General features: G+C 45.9%; 14 protein-coding genes. 6 read left to right on the top strand and 8 right to left on the bottom strand.

Annotated features, from left to right (window positions below; all coding sequences use genetic code 11):
- Window positions 1-38: 38 nt before the first annotated feature.
- The gene (locus tag OH455_RS11965) at window positions 39-1,148 is read right to left on the bottom strand and encodes a M20/M25/M40 family metallo-hydrolase (protein ID WP_269981541.1); all 1,110 of its coding nucleotides are present in this window, start codon (window positions 1,146-1,148) and stop codon (window positions 39-41) included.
- 481 nt (window positions 1,149-1,629) lie between these two features.
- Here OH455_RS11965 and hppD point away from each other — a divergent pair, with 481 nt between their 5' ends.
- Genes hppD through maiA form a run of 4 tightly spaced genes read left to right on the top strand, consistent with a single transcriptional unit; the run spans window position 1,630 to window position 5,511 of the window.
- A complete protein-coding gene (gene hppD / locus OH455_RS11960; protein WP_045975133.1) occupies window positions 1,630-2,703 on the top strand; it encodes a 4-hydroxyphenylpyruvate dioxygenase in 1,074 nt (357 codons plus the stop codon).
- Window positions 2,696-3,835 (top strand): homogentisate 1,2-dioxygenase, encoded by a 1,140-nt coding sequence (locus OH455_RS11955; protein ID WP_269981540.1) that lies wholly within the window; start codon window positions 2,696-2,698, stop codon window positions 3,833-3,835. The genes hppD and OH455_RS11955 overlap by 8 nt, the downstream gene beginning before the upstream one ends.
- Before the next feature lie 12 nt (window positions 3,836-3,847).
- Window positions 3,848-4,858: a fumarylacetoacetate hydrolase family protein gene (locus tag OH455_RS11950; RefSeq protein ID WP_206375427.1), complete on the top strand. Its 1,011-nt coding sequence runs from the start codon at window positions 3,848-3,850 to the stop codon at window positions 4,856-4,858.
- A complete protein-coding gene (gene maiA / locus OH455_RS11945; protein WP_269981539.1) occupies window positions 4,858-5,511 on the top strand; it encodes a maleylacetoacetate isomerase in 654 nt (217 codons plus the stop codon). The genes OH455_RS11950 and maiA overlap by 1 nt, the downstream gene beginning before the upstream one ends.
- 78 nt (window positions 5,512-5,589) lie before the next feature.
- On the opposite strand, the gene OH455_RS11940 is transcribed toward maiA, so the two are convergent.
- The 5 genes from OH455_RS11940 to OH455_RS11920 form a co-directional block, all read right to left on the bottom strand.
- Window positions 5,590-5,769, bottom strand: coding sequence for a hypothetical protein (locus OH455_RS11940; protein WP_206371416.1), 180 nt, complete (start codon window positions 5,767-5,769; stop codon window positions 5,590-5,592).
- A 170-nt stretch (window positions 5,770-5,939) separates the two neighbouring features.
- Window positions 5,940-6,974, bottom strand: a complete 1,035-nt coding sequence (locus tag OH455_RS11935) for a J domain-containing protein (RefSeq protein ID WP_269981538.1) — start codon at window positions 6,972-6,974, stop codon at window positions 5,940-5,942.
- Between the two features lie 110 nt (window positions 6,975-7,084).
- Window positions 7,085-7,753: an OmpA family protein gene (locus OH455_RS11930; RefSeq protein ID WP_269981537.1), complete on the bottom strand. Its 669-nt coding sequence runs from the start codon at window positions 7,751-7,753 to the stop codon at window positions 7,085-7,087.
- Between the two features lie 191 nt (window positions 7,754-7,944).
- Window positions 7,945-8,628, bottom strand: coding sequence for a DUF2786 domain-containing protein (locus tag OH455_RS11925; protein ID WP_045975126.1), 684 nt, complete (start codon window positions 8,626-8,628; stop codon window positions 7,945-7,947).
- A 171-nt stretch (window positions 8,629-8,799) separates the two neighbouring features.
- Window positions 8,800-9,483: a DUF3334 family protein gene (locus tag OH455_RS11920; protein WP_269981536.1), complete on the bottom strand. Its 684-nt coding sequence runs from the start codon at window positions 9,481-9,483 to the stop codon at window positions 8,800-8,802.
- A 205-nt stretch (window positions 9,484-9,688) separates the two neighbouring features.
- On the opposite strand from OH455_RS11920, the gene ydiJ reads away from it, so the two are divergent.
- Both ydiJ and OH455_RS11910 read left to right on the top strand, forming a co-directional pair.
- Window positions 9,689-12,721 (top strand): D-2-hydroxyglutarate dehydrogenase YdiJ, encoded by a 3,033-nt coding sequence (gene ydiJ / locus OH455_RS11915; RefSeq protein WP_269981535.1) that lies wholly within the window; start codon window positions 9,689-9,691, stop codon window positions 12,719-12,721.
- 67 nt (window positions 12,722-12,788) lie between these two features.
- Entirely contained in the window at window positions 12,789-13,250 is a 462-nt protein-coding gene (locus tag OH455_RS11910; RefSeq protein WP_269981534.1) for a methyltransferase family protein, read from the top strand.
- A gap of 49 nt (window positions 13,251-13,299) precedes the next feature.
- On the opposite strand, the gene OH455_RS11905 is transcribed toward OH455_RS11910, so the two are convergent.
- Window positions 13,300-14,025: a DUF3581 domain-containing protein gene (locus tag OH455_RS11905; RefSeq protein ID WP_269981533.1), complete on the bottom strand. Its 726-nt coding sequence runs from the start codon at window positions 14,023-14,025 to the stop codon at window positions 13,300-13,302.
- Between the two features lie 137 nt (window positions 14,026-14,162).
- Window positions 14,163-15,695: a histidine ammonia-lyase gene (gene hutH, locus OH455_RS11900; protein ID WP_269981532.1), complete on the bottom strand. Its 1,533-nt coding sequence runs from the start codon at window positions 15,693-15,695 to the stop codon at window positions 14,163-14,165.
- Window positions 15,696-15,700: the final 5 nt, after the last annotated feature.

Raw genomic sequence — 15,700 nt, 5'->3', positions numbered from 1 at the left:
AGTGGGGCCAGGAATATAAACTGGCTCCAAATTGGACATTATTGATGAGTTAGATAATGTTTAACAAATTGTGTTATTTTTACCATGTCATCAATAGCAATATATTCTTCAGTAGTATGAACTTTTGCCATGCCTGTTGAGACGTTAACCGTTGTTAGCCCCTTCGCATTAAAGTTATTGGCATCGCTGCCGCCACCTGTGCCTTTGGTGTAAGGTAATGCGCCAATGGCTTCGAATGATAGTTTGATGGACTCAATATGCGGGTGATCATCTGCAATGACAAAAGCGTTGTATGCGCGGGTAGATTCAATCTCCACGTTTGCTCCGTATCGTTGACATGTGTGCTCTAATGTTTCGATCATATGAGACACTTGTTGGGCCAATTTTTCATCGTTTAGAGAGCGAGCTTCTGCGACGACTTTGAGTTCTGGCATTACGATATTTGTGGCATTCCCGCCTTCGACAATGCCAATGTTTGCTGTGGTCTCGCTGTCAATACGAAGTAACTTCATTTTGCTGATGGCATCAGCGGCAACCTGAATTGCACTAATCCCTTGTTCAGGTGCTAGGCCAGCGTGCGCTGGTTTCCCCTTAATTTTTGCGACGATCTTTTGTTGGCCTGGTGCAGCATTGACTATGGTGCCGATAGGGCCACCTGTATCGAGAACGATCGCATTGCGTGATGTGATGAATGACATGTCAAAGTGCTGTGAGCCAAAGAGGCCCCCTTCTTCATGGACAGTAAAAGCGATCTCAATGGTTTTATGCTCGACGCCAGAAGATTGAATACAGCGAATAGCCTCAAAGATCGCTGCAATGCCGGACTTGTCGTCACCGCCAAGAATAGTATCCCCTTTGGAACGAATGATACCGCTTTCAATGACAGGTTCAATATCAACCCCTGGAGTGACGGTGTCCATATGACTACTTAGAACAATACTACCATCAAGGTTGCCCTCAAGTCTGGCGTAGATATTGAAGCCATTGGAAACCTCTGTGGGTACAGGCAACTTGTGTACTGTGAATCCGATAGTACCAAGCTGCTCAGCGAGTAGTTCAGCTATTTGCTTCTCGTTACATGATTCACTGTTCACCTTTATCAACTGAAAGAAATGCGCTATCAGGCGTTCGCGGTTTATATCACTCATTGTTGTTTAGCCTTTCCGGAAATTGTGGCGTTCACCATATCCTTGCCTGTAGATTTTCGTCTCTGAGTTAAATCAATAAATGAGGGAGTAGGAAGCGAAATTTCCAGACACTAAAAGTGATATTTGGGCGCTTTATACTTGTTTGGTTTATCTACTCATTTTGCAGATAAATCCGAGATTTACGACTAGGCAGTCTGTTTAGTTTCACTGATCTAGTTGCTAGAGCGTTGTGCATGTAAACGGAGCATATCGGTAATCAGATTCGTTGGTTTACAGATTGAATGTAAATTAAATGTTACTGATTGATGATTTAACCTGTTTTAAATCAATGGTTTGTTGTGTTGTTCTTTATCTGTTACGTTTTGTTTACAAAATGTTTGGAAAGGGCCTCTAGAACGATTTGACGCGTATTTATTCCCTTCGTTATCAAGTTAGTTCAAGTTAATAACAAAGGACGTAACCAATCACTGAGGGAAGAACAATGACTCAAACACACAACCCACTTGGAACTGATGGATTTGAATTTGTCGAATATACCGCTGCGACAGATGAAGGGATCGGGCAATTGAAGGCGTTGTTTGTTTCTCTGGGATTTGCGGAGATAGCCAAGCACCGTTCTAAGGAAGCGTGGCTCTACCGCCAGGGAGATATTAGCTTCATCATTAATGCTCAACCGCATAGTCAGGCTGAGGAGTTTGCCAAAATTCACGGACCTTCGGTTTGTGGAATGGCATTTCGTGTTAAAGATGCTGGTATTGCAATGGCGCATGCGGTTGCAAACGGGGCAGAAGAGTATAAAACCGAAGTCGGACCAATGGAATTGAGTATTCCTGGGGTGTACGGCATCGGTCAAAGTCTATTGTATTTCGTGGACCGTTATGGAAAACAGAGCATCTATGATGTTGATTTCAATTTTTATCACGATGCTGAAGCTCGTTTGAAAGAAGCGGACGTAGGCATGTATGAAATTGACCACCTGACGCATAACGTTAAACAGGGCAACATGGATACATGGGCTGGTTTCTATGAACGTATCGGTAATTTCCGAGAGATCCGCTACTTTGATATTGAAGGAAAGCTAACAGGGTTGGTTAGCCGAGCAATGACAGCACCATGTGGCAAGATTCGCATCCCAATCAATGAGTCTTCAGACGATAAATCACAAATTGAAGAGTTCATCCGTGAATACAACGGTGAAGGTATCCAACATATTGCGATGACAACGGATGACATCTATCAAACAGTACAAACACTGCGTGACCGTGGTATGGACTTTATGCCAACGCCGGACACCTACTACGAAAAAATCGATTCGAGAGTAGAAGGCCACACGGAAGATGTTGAGAAATTAAAAGATCTGCAGATCTTGATCGATGGTGCGCCGATGAAGGATGGCATTTTGCTGCAAATCTTTACCCAAACGGTCATTGGTCCGGTTTTCTTTGAGATTATTCAGCGCAAAGGTAACGAAGGCTTTGGTGAAGGTAACTTCAAAGCCCTGTTTGAATCGATTGAAGAAGATCAGATTCGTCGAGGAGTATTGAGCGATGCATAAATGGATTACATTCCCTCACCGGGAGGGAGTGTGCTCCAAGCAGGCACACGCCGACTTTCCGGAAGAGGCAATTTATGAGCGTGAGGCAGGCCGAAGTGGATTCTTCGGTCCAGCAGCTCACTTCCACCACCAACATGCACCAACAGGTTGGACAGAATGGGAAGGGGAGTTAAGACCTCGCGCATTTAACTTTAATCTGGTTGAGAAAGCTGCTCAGGCCTCACCATGGGCGGTGCCCAATCTCTTGCATAATAATGACTGTAAAATTCGTATCTGGCGTATGGATGACAAGATGGATTTTCTTGTACGAAACGCGGATGGGGATGAACTGCTATTTGTCCATCAGGGTAAAGCGGATCTGTATTGTGACTATGGTCATCTAGAGGTTGGCGAAGGGGATTATGTCATAATTCCTCGCTCAACGAATTGGCGTCTAGAACCTTCTGAGCCAATGTTCATTCTAATGGTCGAAAATACCGATGGCGCCTATTCATTGCCTGAAAAAGGCATGGTTGGCAATCATGCGGTGTTTGATCCGGCGGTGTTGGAAATTCCTTCAATTGATGACCATTTCAAAGCTCAGTACTCGGAAAATCAAACTCAAGTGCAAGTAAAAAGGCACGAGCAAGTGAGTGTGATCACTTATCCGTTTAATCCACTCGATGCTATCGGATGGCACGGCGACTTATCGGTTGTGAAGCTAAATTGGCGAGATATTCGCCCATTGATGTCGCATCGTTATCACTTGCCGCCTTCAGCACATACCACTTTCGTAGGGGCTGGCTTTGTCGTTTGTACCTTCGTACCAAGACCGATTGAAAGTGATCCAGGTGCGCTTAAGGTGCCGTTCTATCATAACAACGATGACTACGATGAAGTGCTTTTCTATCACGCGGGCGATTTTTTCAGCAGGGATAACATTGAAGCTGGCATGGTCACTTTCCATCCAGCAGGTTTTACTCATGGCCCTCACCCGAAAGCCTTTAAAGCGGGCCAGCAATACAAGAAGAAGTTTACCGATGAAGTTGCTGTGATGATCGACACCCGGCACGCTTTACACTTTAGCGATGAAGCTCACGCGGTAGAAAATCCAGAATATGTTTACAGTTGGAAATCACATCCAGAAGAATAAAAGGGAACAATAATGAAGTTAGCGACCCTGAAAAATGATACGCGAGACGGCCAATTGGTAGTGGTCAGTAAAGATTTGACTAAATGTACAGCGGTACCAGACATTGCGACTACGTTGCAGTCGGCACTCGACCAATGGTCTAAAGTAGAACCTCAACTCGCTGAGGTCTATCAAGCCTTGAACGAAGGTCAACTGGTGACCGAAATACCTTTTGAACAAAGCCAATGTGAATCTCCATTGCCGCGCGCTTATCAGTGGGCTGATGGCAGCGCTTACGTTAACCACGTTGAACTGGTTCGCAAAGCACGTGGTGCAGAAATGCCCGCCAGTTTTTGGACAGATCCTCTTATGTATCAAGGCGGATCGGATGCGTTTATCGGACCTCAAGACAATATTCCTTTGGGCAGTGAAGAATGGGGTATTGATTTTGAAGGGGAAGTCGCAGTGATTACCGACGATGTCCCTATGGGCGTGACTTCAGAAGAAGCGGCGAGTTCGATTCGCTTATTGATGTTGGTGAATGATGTCTCACTGCGTGGTTTGATTCCGAATGAGTTGGCAAAAGGCTTCGGCTTCTTCCAGTCAAAACCTTCCTCGGTATTTTCTCCAGTAGCCGTAACACCTGACGAATTAGGTGACGCATGGGATGGAGGTAAAGTTACTCTGCCTCTATTGTCGTTCTACAATGACCAAGCATTTGGTTGTCCGAATGCTGGTGTGGATATGACGTTTGAGTTTCCTGAGTTGGTCGCGCATGCTGCCAAAACTCGCCCATTGTCGGCGGGTGCTATCGTGGGCTCGGGTACGGTCTCGAACAAGCAAGGCACGGAATACGGCACATCTATTGCCGAAGGTGGCGTGGGTTACTCGTGTATTGCCGAAGTCCGCATGATTGAAACGATTCGAGATGGTAAGCCTTCAACTAGCTTTATGAAGTTTGGTGACCGCATCAAGATCGAAATGAAGGACAAGTTTGGGGCATCTATTTTTGGCTCGATTAATCAGAAAGTGGTGAAATACTGATGTCGGAAATGACCTTGTATGGATATTGGCGATCATCTGCCGCCTATAGGGTGAGAATTGCGCTCAATTTAAAACAGTTGCCTTATGAGCAACGGTCTATCCACCTGGTCAACAATGGCGGGGAGCAACATTCCGTCCAATTTCAATCTCTCAACGCAAGCGAGCTGGTACCTGTACTCATTGATGGTTCTGTGAGGCTGAATCAATCACTGGCTATCATAGACTATCTAGATGAGCAGTATCCAAGCTACCTTTTAACGCCTTTAGAAACACAGAGTCGCTTTTTGGTTAAAGCTTTAGCGCAGGACATCGCGGTAGACATACATCCAATCAACAACTTACGTGTCTTACAGTACTTGAGTAACGAGTTGTCAGTCGACGAGGCGCAAAAATCGCGGTGGTATCGCCATTGGATTAATGTAGGGTTTCATAGTTTAGAGAAAAAACTGTCTGAGACACATGGTGCGTATTGTGTGGGAGATGAAATAAGTTTGGTCGACGTTTGTTTGGTCCCTCAAGTATACAATGCTGAGCGATTCAGTGTCGATTTGGACCGTTACCCCATCATTCAGAAAGTGACGGCGTCACTTTGTCGGCATCCCGCTTTCATTGCCGCAGCACCCGAAAACCAGCCTGATGCCGTAGCAAGTTAACTTTCTCCAATGCTAAAACAACAAAGCCACCGTCAAACGGTGGCTGTTTCTTCTCATCGAGAAAGCGAATTGAGACGGTTAAGGTTGAGCGTTGCGCTCACGTTGCTGACTCTCTGCGATATTGAATTGGCGAACGTCCAGCTTGGCTAGGTCGTTACACTCTATGCAAGAGTGGTGGCAGAGGCCATCAATATACTCATGTTTGGTAACTAGGCTAGGTTTTTTGCACCAGTCGCAAGTACCTTCGATAGTAAACATAGATTTCTCCTCACCTTGTTTTACCAGGTGTTATTTTCGGCGCAAATTATGACATATATAAGGAATCCAAGTTAACTATTTGTTACGTGAACTGGGAGGGAGATCGATTGCGCAATTGAGCTAAAATGGGGGCTGTGAGCGACTTATACGTCTAGTGTCTAAATTTGTAACTATTTATTAACACGGCTAAGAATGATTTTCAACGCGCTATTAAGTCGTTTCATTTCCTCGTCACTACCTTTTAAATCCGGATGATAAATCTTACACAACTGCTTATATCTGACTTTGATTTCTTTTTCAGTTGGAATTGCCTCGACTTTAAATCCAAACAAAGCGCACGCCAGTGAGAGTTTTTGTTCAGCAGCAGGGGGCTCAGAACGTCGTTTCGGCGTGTTATGATCTTGCGATGACTGCAGTTTTTTAAACTGCCTGTACAAGGTTTCTAACTGTTTCTTCTGTTGTTTTAAGCGGTTGTTTTGGTCTTTTATTTGCGTCTCTAGTTTTCGTTTTTCGGAGGATAAATCATTGTGCGAAAGTGTTGAGTGTGCTTTTAGTTTGCGTACCTTTCGGCCTAGCGAGATCGTTATTACAACAAGTATTGCTGAAAGCCCAAGCAAAGAATAGATGATGTTATTACTGCGCTGGTTAGCACTGGATTTGCTCTTGGCGACTGGGCTGAGCTGAATGCTTGAATCATCAAAAGCGACTTGCAGTTGGTCAATTGAGGAAACCAGCTTTGCTCTTCGAGCATTGAATTTTTTTTCTAACACTCTGGCGTAGGCTTGCTCGGCGTCCTCACTTTGTGGTGAAGCGGTGCGATACCAGATCTCTGCCAAGCTCAGTGTGTCTGGTGAGTGGGCCATGCTTTCATACACTTTGCCTAGATTTAACTGTGCCTCTGCGTCGCCTGCCACGGCGAGTTGTGTCAGCCAATACGTTGCTTCGTGAGCGTTGTTGTTGTCTGGTTGAAGATAGAGAGAAGCCAACCGGGCGATAGCTTGGTTACTGCCATTATTAGCGGCCTGCTCAAGCCAGTAGATTGCGTCGTCAAGTGAAGGTTGGACTCCCTCTCCGTTGAGGTATTGGTTGGCGAGTTGGAGTTGCGCTTCTATGTCATTACTCTGAGCTTTACTGGTTAAGGCTTCAACGGAGTCTGCCAACGTGATTGGGGAAAGCAGTAACAATAAAAGGCTGATAAATTTCAAGATGTTCCCAATCCACTAAAACTGACGTACCTAGCTTATAGTGTAATGTATTTATCTGACAAATAAAAAATGGCTTCCCGAGAAGCCATTTTTTATTGAGAATTCACCGATTATTTGAGCGGTAGAATTTTAATCTCTACTCTTCGATTGCAAGCACGCCCTTGCGAACTGCTATTGGTGCATAGCGGGAAACGTTCGCCGTTGCCGCGCGCGATCGCTCGTCCTGCTGCTACGCCTTGTGAAAGCAGATAGGTGCGAACGGATTCGGCTCTGCGCTCCGACAATAACTGATTTGTTGTCTCACTGCCTGTACTGTCTGTATGTCCTTCAATGACTAAGCTGGTATCAGGATACTCAACTAGAATCTTAGCGACACCTTGTAAAGTGTTGTGAATACTAGGGTCTAAACGGTGCGAGCTTGTTTGGAATCCGATGCCATTTTCCATACGCAGCAGTAGCTGGTTGTCACCAACTCGTTCTACCTGAACACCTGAGTTGAGTAATTCTTTTCTTAGTGCTGCTTCTTGCTGATCAAAGTAATAACCGACACCCCCGCCAACAGCAGCTCCGCCAGCGGCACCGATTAAGGCGTGTTGACGACGTTCAGTGGCGTTGTCGCCTGTTGCCAATCCAACGGCAGCTCCAGCTAAAGCACCTAGCAGAGCGCCTTTGGTCGCTGAGTTAGTTTCTGATTCACCTGTAGTTGCATTCTCTCGCTGTGTTGCTTGACAGCCAGTTAACGCAATTGTCACCGCCAGCGCCAAAGTCATTTTTTTCACGAAAACATCTCCATGTATCCATTATTTTCATTTTCCGCCGAGGACAAAATTGACTCGGGGAGTGAGCGGAAGTAGAAATAACCCTTTAATGTTATTTATGTCAATTTGGGAGATATTTTTTGACTGAATATTAACGCTGGCTGAACCTTAATGGTGGTTATTCAGCCAGATTAAGTGCTAGAAGGGCAGGATTAGCGAAGCATTTTAGGTGCCTGTGCACCATCAATTGGGCGACTCACGGAGACTGAACGACCCTTTTTCAGACCCACTTCATAGTCTTCCGTTAGGTTTTTCATCGCCTCTTGGAGCTGTTTCTTGAACGTCTCGCGATCAATATTCTTAAACTCTTTGTCTATGTAGTCGTCGATTTTCTTGTTTGAATCGTCATCTGGGCTAATGATAGGCAGCTTTTCTAATGCTCCTTCAACCCAGCCAGAGACAAACGAGTTGACGCGTCGAGAAACTTCATTTGTTGCTGTGCCTGTACCAGCAAAGCTGTTACGGAATTTTCCTGTTTGTTCATTGAGCTCACGATAAATGATGTCGAATGCGAAGGCGGCGAAAATGGCGCGATCGGCTTCACCTATAAACTCAGCGCGTTTTAACCCTTTGTGGTTTGTTAGCACGGCTTCAACGCCAAACCTTGTGTTAATACCACGAATAATACGCAGCAGGGTAGAGCTGACGTTGGATGGCAGAAGGTGCGTCGATTTGGTTTTCCCCATCTTGATGAACTCAATATCATCTTTATCTAAGCCGTACTTGAGCATAAGACGATGCGCCATTTTGATCGCATTCGCCGCTTCATTAACGTTGGCTGAGTTACCAAGTTCAAGACACTTAGCTATTTTTTTGAGGGCTTTTTGTTTATCCATCGACAACAGAAAATCTCACTGACTTAAATGAAGTCGACCATTTTAACGTTTCTGACACTAAAACGAAACTCCTAGCTGACGTGATAGCTAGGTTTGTTTTGATCTGTGTGCAAGCCATTGGGGAAAAGCCGCAAAAGTACCGCGGCTTCGCCGATTTACATGCTCACAATATTAGATACCAAGCTCATCTAATAAATCACTGCCGTTAGGATCTACTTCTTCTTTCGGCGCTTCTTTTTTCGATGAGAGTTTTTTCTGAGCTTGTTCAAGGATCGAATCTGGGCTTTCGTCTTCTTGCCTTTCGAACTCCTCAAGCTGAATAAACTCTGTTTTGTCCATCGCGAGTTCAAGGTAGAAAATATTGCCTTTCTCTGTCGAGAAGGTGACTCGACGCGCTTGCGGACGGTCTAAGTTGGTATCAACTGATAAGATAACCTGCTTGTTTAAGGTGAGCATTTTAGGTTGGTTTTGGGTGATATTGGTCTGAAGATCTTTTCTCACTTGGTTAGTAAAGTCACCGACCAATTGGTTCATCAGCTCACCCAGAACATCACCCACTTCGTCTGAAGTGTGTAGGACCGCTAATTCTTCTTCTGGCATGCCCATGTTACGCATATAGTTCGTATAAACTTCTAAAGCGGCTTTTGATGTGAAGTTGATAACAACTAATCCAGAAAAACCACCATCAAACAATACAAAGCAACCGAAGTCAGGTTTCAGGCTGGTTTTAGTGATTTTTTGCACCATGGCGGAATAGTTGATATCTGAGCTCGTTGCGGAAGTCAGTACACTAGACACTGACTGACAGAGTTTTAATAGAATGTCTTCTGTGGTGATAATTTTATTTTTTTTCATTGATGATTCGCTCATAAAAAGGCACTTACTAATTTCTCTACTAATTACTAAGTGTGGGTAAGAATTGCGATTTATGCCATTCTGACACTGCATTTCTGTTTTATTCACTCTTTCAAATGTTGTAAAGTGACGAAAATCAAAAAAATACTACTCATTATATTGAACCCAATGCTGATAGGATCAGCGCAGTAGGGGCAGGAAGCAAATGTTACCAAGATTACACTCTCAATCTGATGTGGACCCCGTCGTACTGACTTTTCTGGAAGCGCTCCGTCAATCGGGGTTTACCGGAGATATTGAAAGCCAATATTCCAGCCGTCTGGCTGTCGCGACTGATAACAGTGTTTATCAACAGCTCCCTCAGTCGGTTGTCCACCCCAAGTCTACTCAAGACGTCGCTCTGATCGGTAAGCTTAGTACCCAATCTCAATATGAGCGTATTACCTTCTCTCCACGCGGTGGGGGGACGGGTACTAATGGCCAATCATTGACTAAGGGTATCGTGGTTGATCTGTCTCGCCACATGAATAAGGTGCTGGAGATTAATGAAAAGGAAGGCTGGGTAAGAGTGCAGACTGGCGTGGTGAAGGACAAGCTTAACGACGTCATCAGACCTTACGGCTATTTTTTCTCTCCTGACCTTTCGACCAGTAACCGCGCAACGCTAGGAGGTATGATCAACACTGATGCCTCCGGACAAGGCTCTTTGAAGTACGGAAAAACGTCTGATCATGTGTTGTCTTTACAAGCTGTTTTTGCCGATGGTTCAGTGCTTGAATCCGATATGTCTCAGGGGCGCCCTGAGGAAGGGGAGTACGCTTTCCGAGCCTTGCAGGTGACAGAGCAGGTGTGCCGCGATAAACGCGAACAGATAAACAATAAGTTTCCGCCACTGAACCGTTTCTTGACTGGTTATGATTTGAAGAATGCTATCGATGAAGAGACGCAAAACTTTGATTTAACTAGAGTCTTATGCGGCGCAGAGGGCTCGTTGGCGTTTATTACAGAAGCTAAGCTTGGCCTTACGCCAATTCCGAAAGCTCGCACGCTTGTTAACGTGAAATACAACAGTTTTGATTCAGCGCTGCGCAATGCGCCATTTATGGTTGAAGCCAATGCGCTCTCTGTGGAAACCATTGACTCAAAAGTGCTTAACCTCGCGAAACAAGACATTGTCTGGCATACCGTGAGCGATTTGCTGACCGATGTCCCTGGCATGGACATGCAGGGCATCAACATGGTGGAGTACGCAGGTCAAGATGTCAATGAGGTTGCACAGCAGGTCAAAGCCTTGTCGAAGCGTCTAGATGCCATGATGGAGAGCAATGAAGCTGGCATTATTGGTTACCAAATTTGTACTGATGTTGCTAGCATCGGTCGCATTTATAATATGCGTAAAAAAGCGGTAGGTTTATTGGGTGCAGCGAAAGGAAGAGCTAAACCTGTGGCATTCGCAGAAGACACCTGTGTACCGCCTGAAAACCTTGCTGACTTTATCGTCGAGTTCAGACAGTTATTGGATTCCAAATCTCTCAGTTACGGTATGTTTGGCCACGTTGACGCTGGCGTCCTTCATGTGCGACCAGCGTTAGATTTGTGCGACCCCAAGCAAGAAGCCTTGATGCATGAAGTGTCTGACGAAGTGGTTAAGCTTGTTGCCAAGTACGGTGGATTGATGTGGGGCGAACATGGCAAAGGTTATCGTTCTGAATATGGTCCAGAATTCTTTGGTGAAGAGCTTTTTACCGAGTTGAGACGAGTCAAAGCAGCATTTGATCCGAACAACAAGATGAACCCGGGGAAAATTTGCACGCCGCTAGACAGCGACGCGCAATTGGTTAAGGTCACGGACACGAAACGAGGTTACTTTGACCGTCAGATAGACGTTCAGGTACGGGACAGCTTTAAGCAGGCAATGGAATGCAACGGTAACGGCCTTTGCTTTAACTACGATACGTCGTCTCCAATGTGTCCTTCGATGAAAGTGACCGCCGATCGTCGCCACTCACCCAAAGGTCGTGCTGGCTTGGTTCGTGAGTGGCTTCGCCAACTGACAGAGCAGGGGGTCGATATCCTCGATTTAGAGAAGCAGGCATTAGGAGAAACATCATCGATCAAGTCGATGCTGGACAGAGTGCGTAATTCTTTAAATAAACGCCATGAGTATGACTTTTCCCATGAGGTCTACGAAGCAATGAGTGGCTGCCTAGCCTGTAAAGCTTGCGCTAGTCAATGCCCGATTAAGGTTGATGTACCGAGCTTCCGTTCCAGATTCCTCAATATTTACTATTCTCGCTATCAGCGTCCTGCTAAAGACTATCTGGTCGCGAATATAGAATCTGTCCTACCTGTGATGGCGAAGGTGCCGAAGTTAGTCAATGGCGTTCTGAGTCAGAAGTGGGTGCAGAGTCTTACCGCTTCCGCAGTAGGTTACACTGATGCACCCCTTATGTCAGTGCCAACGTTAAAGTCACGATTGCAGCACCATCGACCTTTTGATCTGCAATATCTGGCGGCGTTGTCAAATGAAGATAAAGCCAACCATGTTGTGATCGTACAGGACCCATTTACCAGCTACTATGACGCTGAAGTGGTGGAAGACTTTGCCAAGCTACTGACTAAGCTTGGTAAAATACCGGTTTTGTTGCCTTTTAAACCTAACGGTAAGGCCCAACACGTTAAAGGCTTCTTACAGCGGTTTGCCAAAAGCGCTCAAAGCACGGCGATGTTCTTACAACAAGTGGCCGATTTGGATATTGCTATGGTGGGTGTCGATCCTGCGTTAGTCTTGTGTTATCGCGATGAATACAACGAAGTACTTGGCGATAAACGTGGTGATTTTGAAGTGCTGACAGTCCATGAATGGCTGCAACCTAGACTGCATGAGTTTGAGGTTACTGAGGCAAGGTCACAACAATCTTGGTATTTGCTGGCTCATTGTACAGAGAAAACCAAAATGCCCAACGCAGAGAAAGAGTGGGGAGCTATATTCGCACATTTTGGCTCTAGCCTGAATGCGGTGCCTGTAGGCTGTTGTGGCATGGCAGGGACCTTTGGCCACGAAGTCGACAAATTGCAGATGTCGAGAGACATTTATGGGTTAAGTTGGAAACCTCAGTTAGAGCAACTGCCGAAAGAGCGATGCTTAATGACAGGGTACTCCTGTCGCAGTCAGGTTAAGCGTTTTGAGGATGTCAAAGTGAAACATCCCTTACAAGCGCTACTGCAAATGGTATAAATAAACCTAGCCCAGCTTTGAAAGCTGGGCTATTTTTTTAGAAACGTCAGTAAGACTATTGAAGACTGTGGAAAAACTAGAAAGAAAAATCCCTCCTGTTGCTCTATTTATCCTTCTTGGTGTGGTGATGAATCATGTTGGCCATGAGTTCCGTACTTTCTCGCTAGGCTTACCGGCACCTTGGTTTGTTTTATTCGCCTGCTTTATGATTGCCGTTGTTGTTGGTCTGGGTGGGGTTTACGAATTTCGCAAAGCGAACACGACGGTGAACCCGATCAAGGTAAAGGATGCGGCTCAAGTGGTGGACACGGGCGTGTTTGCTTACTCAAGAAACCCCATGTACCTAGGGTTGTTCTTACTGTTGTTCGGGCTTGCTTATTGGCTGCAAAACGTGTTGTGCGTCGCGCTTGCTTTTGTGTTTGTCTTTTACATGAATCGTTTTCAGATTCGTCCGGAAGAGCGCGCGCTGGAAGAACTTTTTGGCGCGGCTTATTTGGACTACAAACAGCGAGTCCGACGTTGGATATAAAATAACCCCGCTCATTGGAGCGGGGTTAGGTTCAAAAATCTTGGTTGCGTTATGCTGCTTTGGTGAACTGTGCTAGAAAGGCTTCTTTGCGCTCATTGAAGCGTTTGACTAAACCGTCGATATCTTCTTGATTGTAAGGTTTTAAACCACTCGCAACCATGCGTTTAACGCCTTTACCGACCGTCTCTTCGCCTTCTTTGAAATCAAAGTTTAATGTCACGACTCCACGTTTGCCTTCAACATCAAACGTGGCACCTGCGAATTCGACTTCTGGGTGTGAGAGGTTTAAGCGAGTGAATTCCACTTCCATGCTCTCATAAATCACCAGAGGACGTTGGCAGTTGATCATCATCTGCTGCTCGTCCATCAGTGGAACCATGATGTGTGGAAAGTTCATGCCCGAGAATTGGACATAATTGGTGACTACATGCTCAATGAACGCAACGTCACGATTCACTTCACCTTCACGCGTCATGTGCAGGTACTCTTTACCGTTTTCATCGACAACCGCGGCTTGTTTCTCACACTTGTTTTCGATGTGAAGTGCTACGCCTTCGCTGACCATGCCAGAGAAATCAAAACGCATTTTCTGGCTGACGCCTTCTTTTTGCAATAAAACAGCGAAAAGCAGGTCACCCGGAACACAGAAGCGCTTATTGTCTTCATCGTGAATTGGGTTGAAGTCGCCAGCGACCATTTTTGCAAAATGGCTTGCTTGTTGACGAGTGAACTGGAACTGCTTGTCGTTGTTAGAAAAATATGGTTTCAAAAACATAATTTACGGTAAATAGCCAAAACAGAGGGGGATTATATATGACGAATTATGTTGAATGGTCCATCCAGTGGTTTTATTACTGAATACTGACACTAAAATGCACAAAGGGCTCCTATTAGGAGCCCTCATACAGACGCTTAGAAGCTAGGTAGAATCGCGTCTGGCATCAGAGAATTGTGTACGGCGAGTTTAAGCAAACTGTTTGCTTGTTCGATATCCGGCGCAAAATAGCGGTCTTTATCATAAAACGGGACCTTTTCGCGCAAAATATGTCTCGCTTGTTCGACTCTAGCAGATGATTTGTTTGGAGCACGGAAGTCTAACCCCTGAGCGGCGGCAAGATACTCGACCGCAAGGATACCGCGAGTGTTTTCCGCCATGTCACGTAGACGTCGGCCTGCAAACGTGGCCATAGAAACATGATCTTCTTGGTTTGCCGATGTGGGTAAGCTGTCTACAGAGGCGGGGTGAGCGAGAGTTTTGTTCTCACTAGCTAGGGCCGCCGACGTGACCTGAGCAATCATAAAGCCTGAGTTAACTCCGCCGTTGTCAACAAGGAAGGGCGGTAGCTTGCTGAGTGCGCTGTCGATCAACAGTGCCATACGACGCTCAGACAGACTACCAATCTCAGCGATAGCTAAAGCGAGGTTATCTGCAGCCATAGCGACAGGCTCAGCATGGAAGTTACCACCGGAGATAATGTCACCATCTTCAGCAAAAACCAACGGGTTGTCAGAGACAGAGTTGGCTTCCACTTCCAGAGTCTCAGCCGCATTGCGGATTTGTTGTAAACACGCGCCCATCACTTGAGGCTGGCAACGCAGAGAGTAAGGATCCTGAACTTTCTCACAACCAGTATGCGAGTCGCCGATTTCACTATCGGCATCCAATACATGGCGATAGGCCAGTGCGGCATCCATCTGGCCTCGATGACCGCGCACGCGATGGATACGAGGGTCAAACGGACGACGGCTGCCAAGTGCTGCGTCTACCGACATTGCGCCACAGGTCGTTGCAGAAGCAAATAGGTCTTCAGCAGCAAATAAGCCCTCAAGCGCAAAAGCGGTTGATGCCTGAGTGCCATTGAGCAGTGCGAGGCCTTCTTTAGGTGCCAGTGTAATTGGCTCCAGACCCGCGATTTTCATCGCTTCTAGACCGGAGATGATCTTACCATTATGACGTGCCTGACCTTCACCGAGTAATACGGTACTCATGTGCGCTAATGGAGCAAGGTCACCAGAAGCACCGACTGAACCTTTTTGAGGTACACACGGATAAACTTGAGAATTCACGAGATCGATCAGTGCCTGAATGACGCGAAGGCGAATACCTGAAAAGCCGCGAGCTAGGCTGTTGATCTTGAGCACCATCATCAGGCGAACCGTTTCATCTGACATAAACTCACCGATGCCAGCCGCGTGCGACAATACGATACTCTTTTGCAACGTCTCAAGATCTTCTGGTGCAATTCGAGTATTCGCCAGCAGACCAAAGCCCGTGTTGATGCCGTAAACGGTGCGATCTTCGGCAATCACTTGCTCAACTACCTTGGTGCTTTCATCAATAGCAGCAATGGCTTCTGGATCCAAGGTTAATCTTGCAGGAGAACGGCTCACCTGACGGAGTTCTTTTAAGCTAATATTTCCCGGCTTTAGCATTAAATTTAACATTTTGT

Origin of the sequence: Vibrio sp. T11.5 (genome assembly GCF_027587155.1) — a bacterium.
In the GTDB taxonomy this organism is placed as follows: domain Bacteria; phylum Pseudomonadota; class Gammaproteobacteria; order Enterobacterales; family Vibrionaceae; genus Vibrio; species Vibrio neptunius.
Note: the sequence above shows the minus strand (reverse complement) of the source record. Positions and strands in the feature narration are given on the sequence as shown.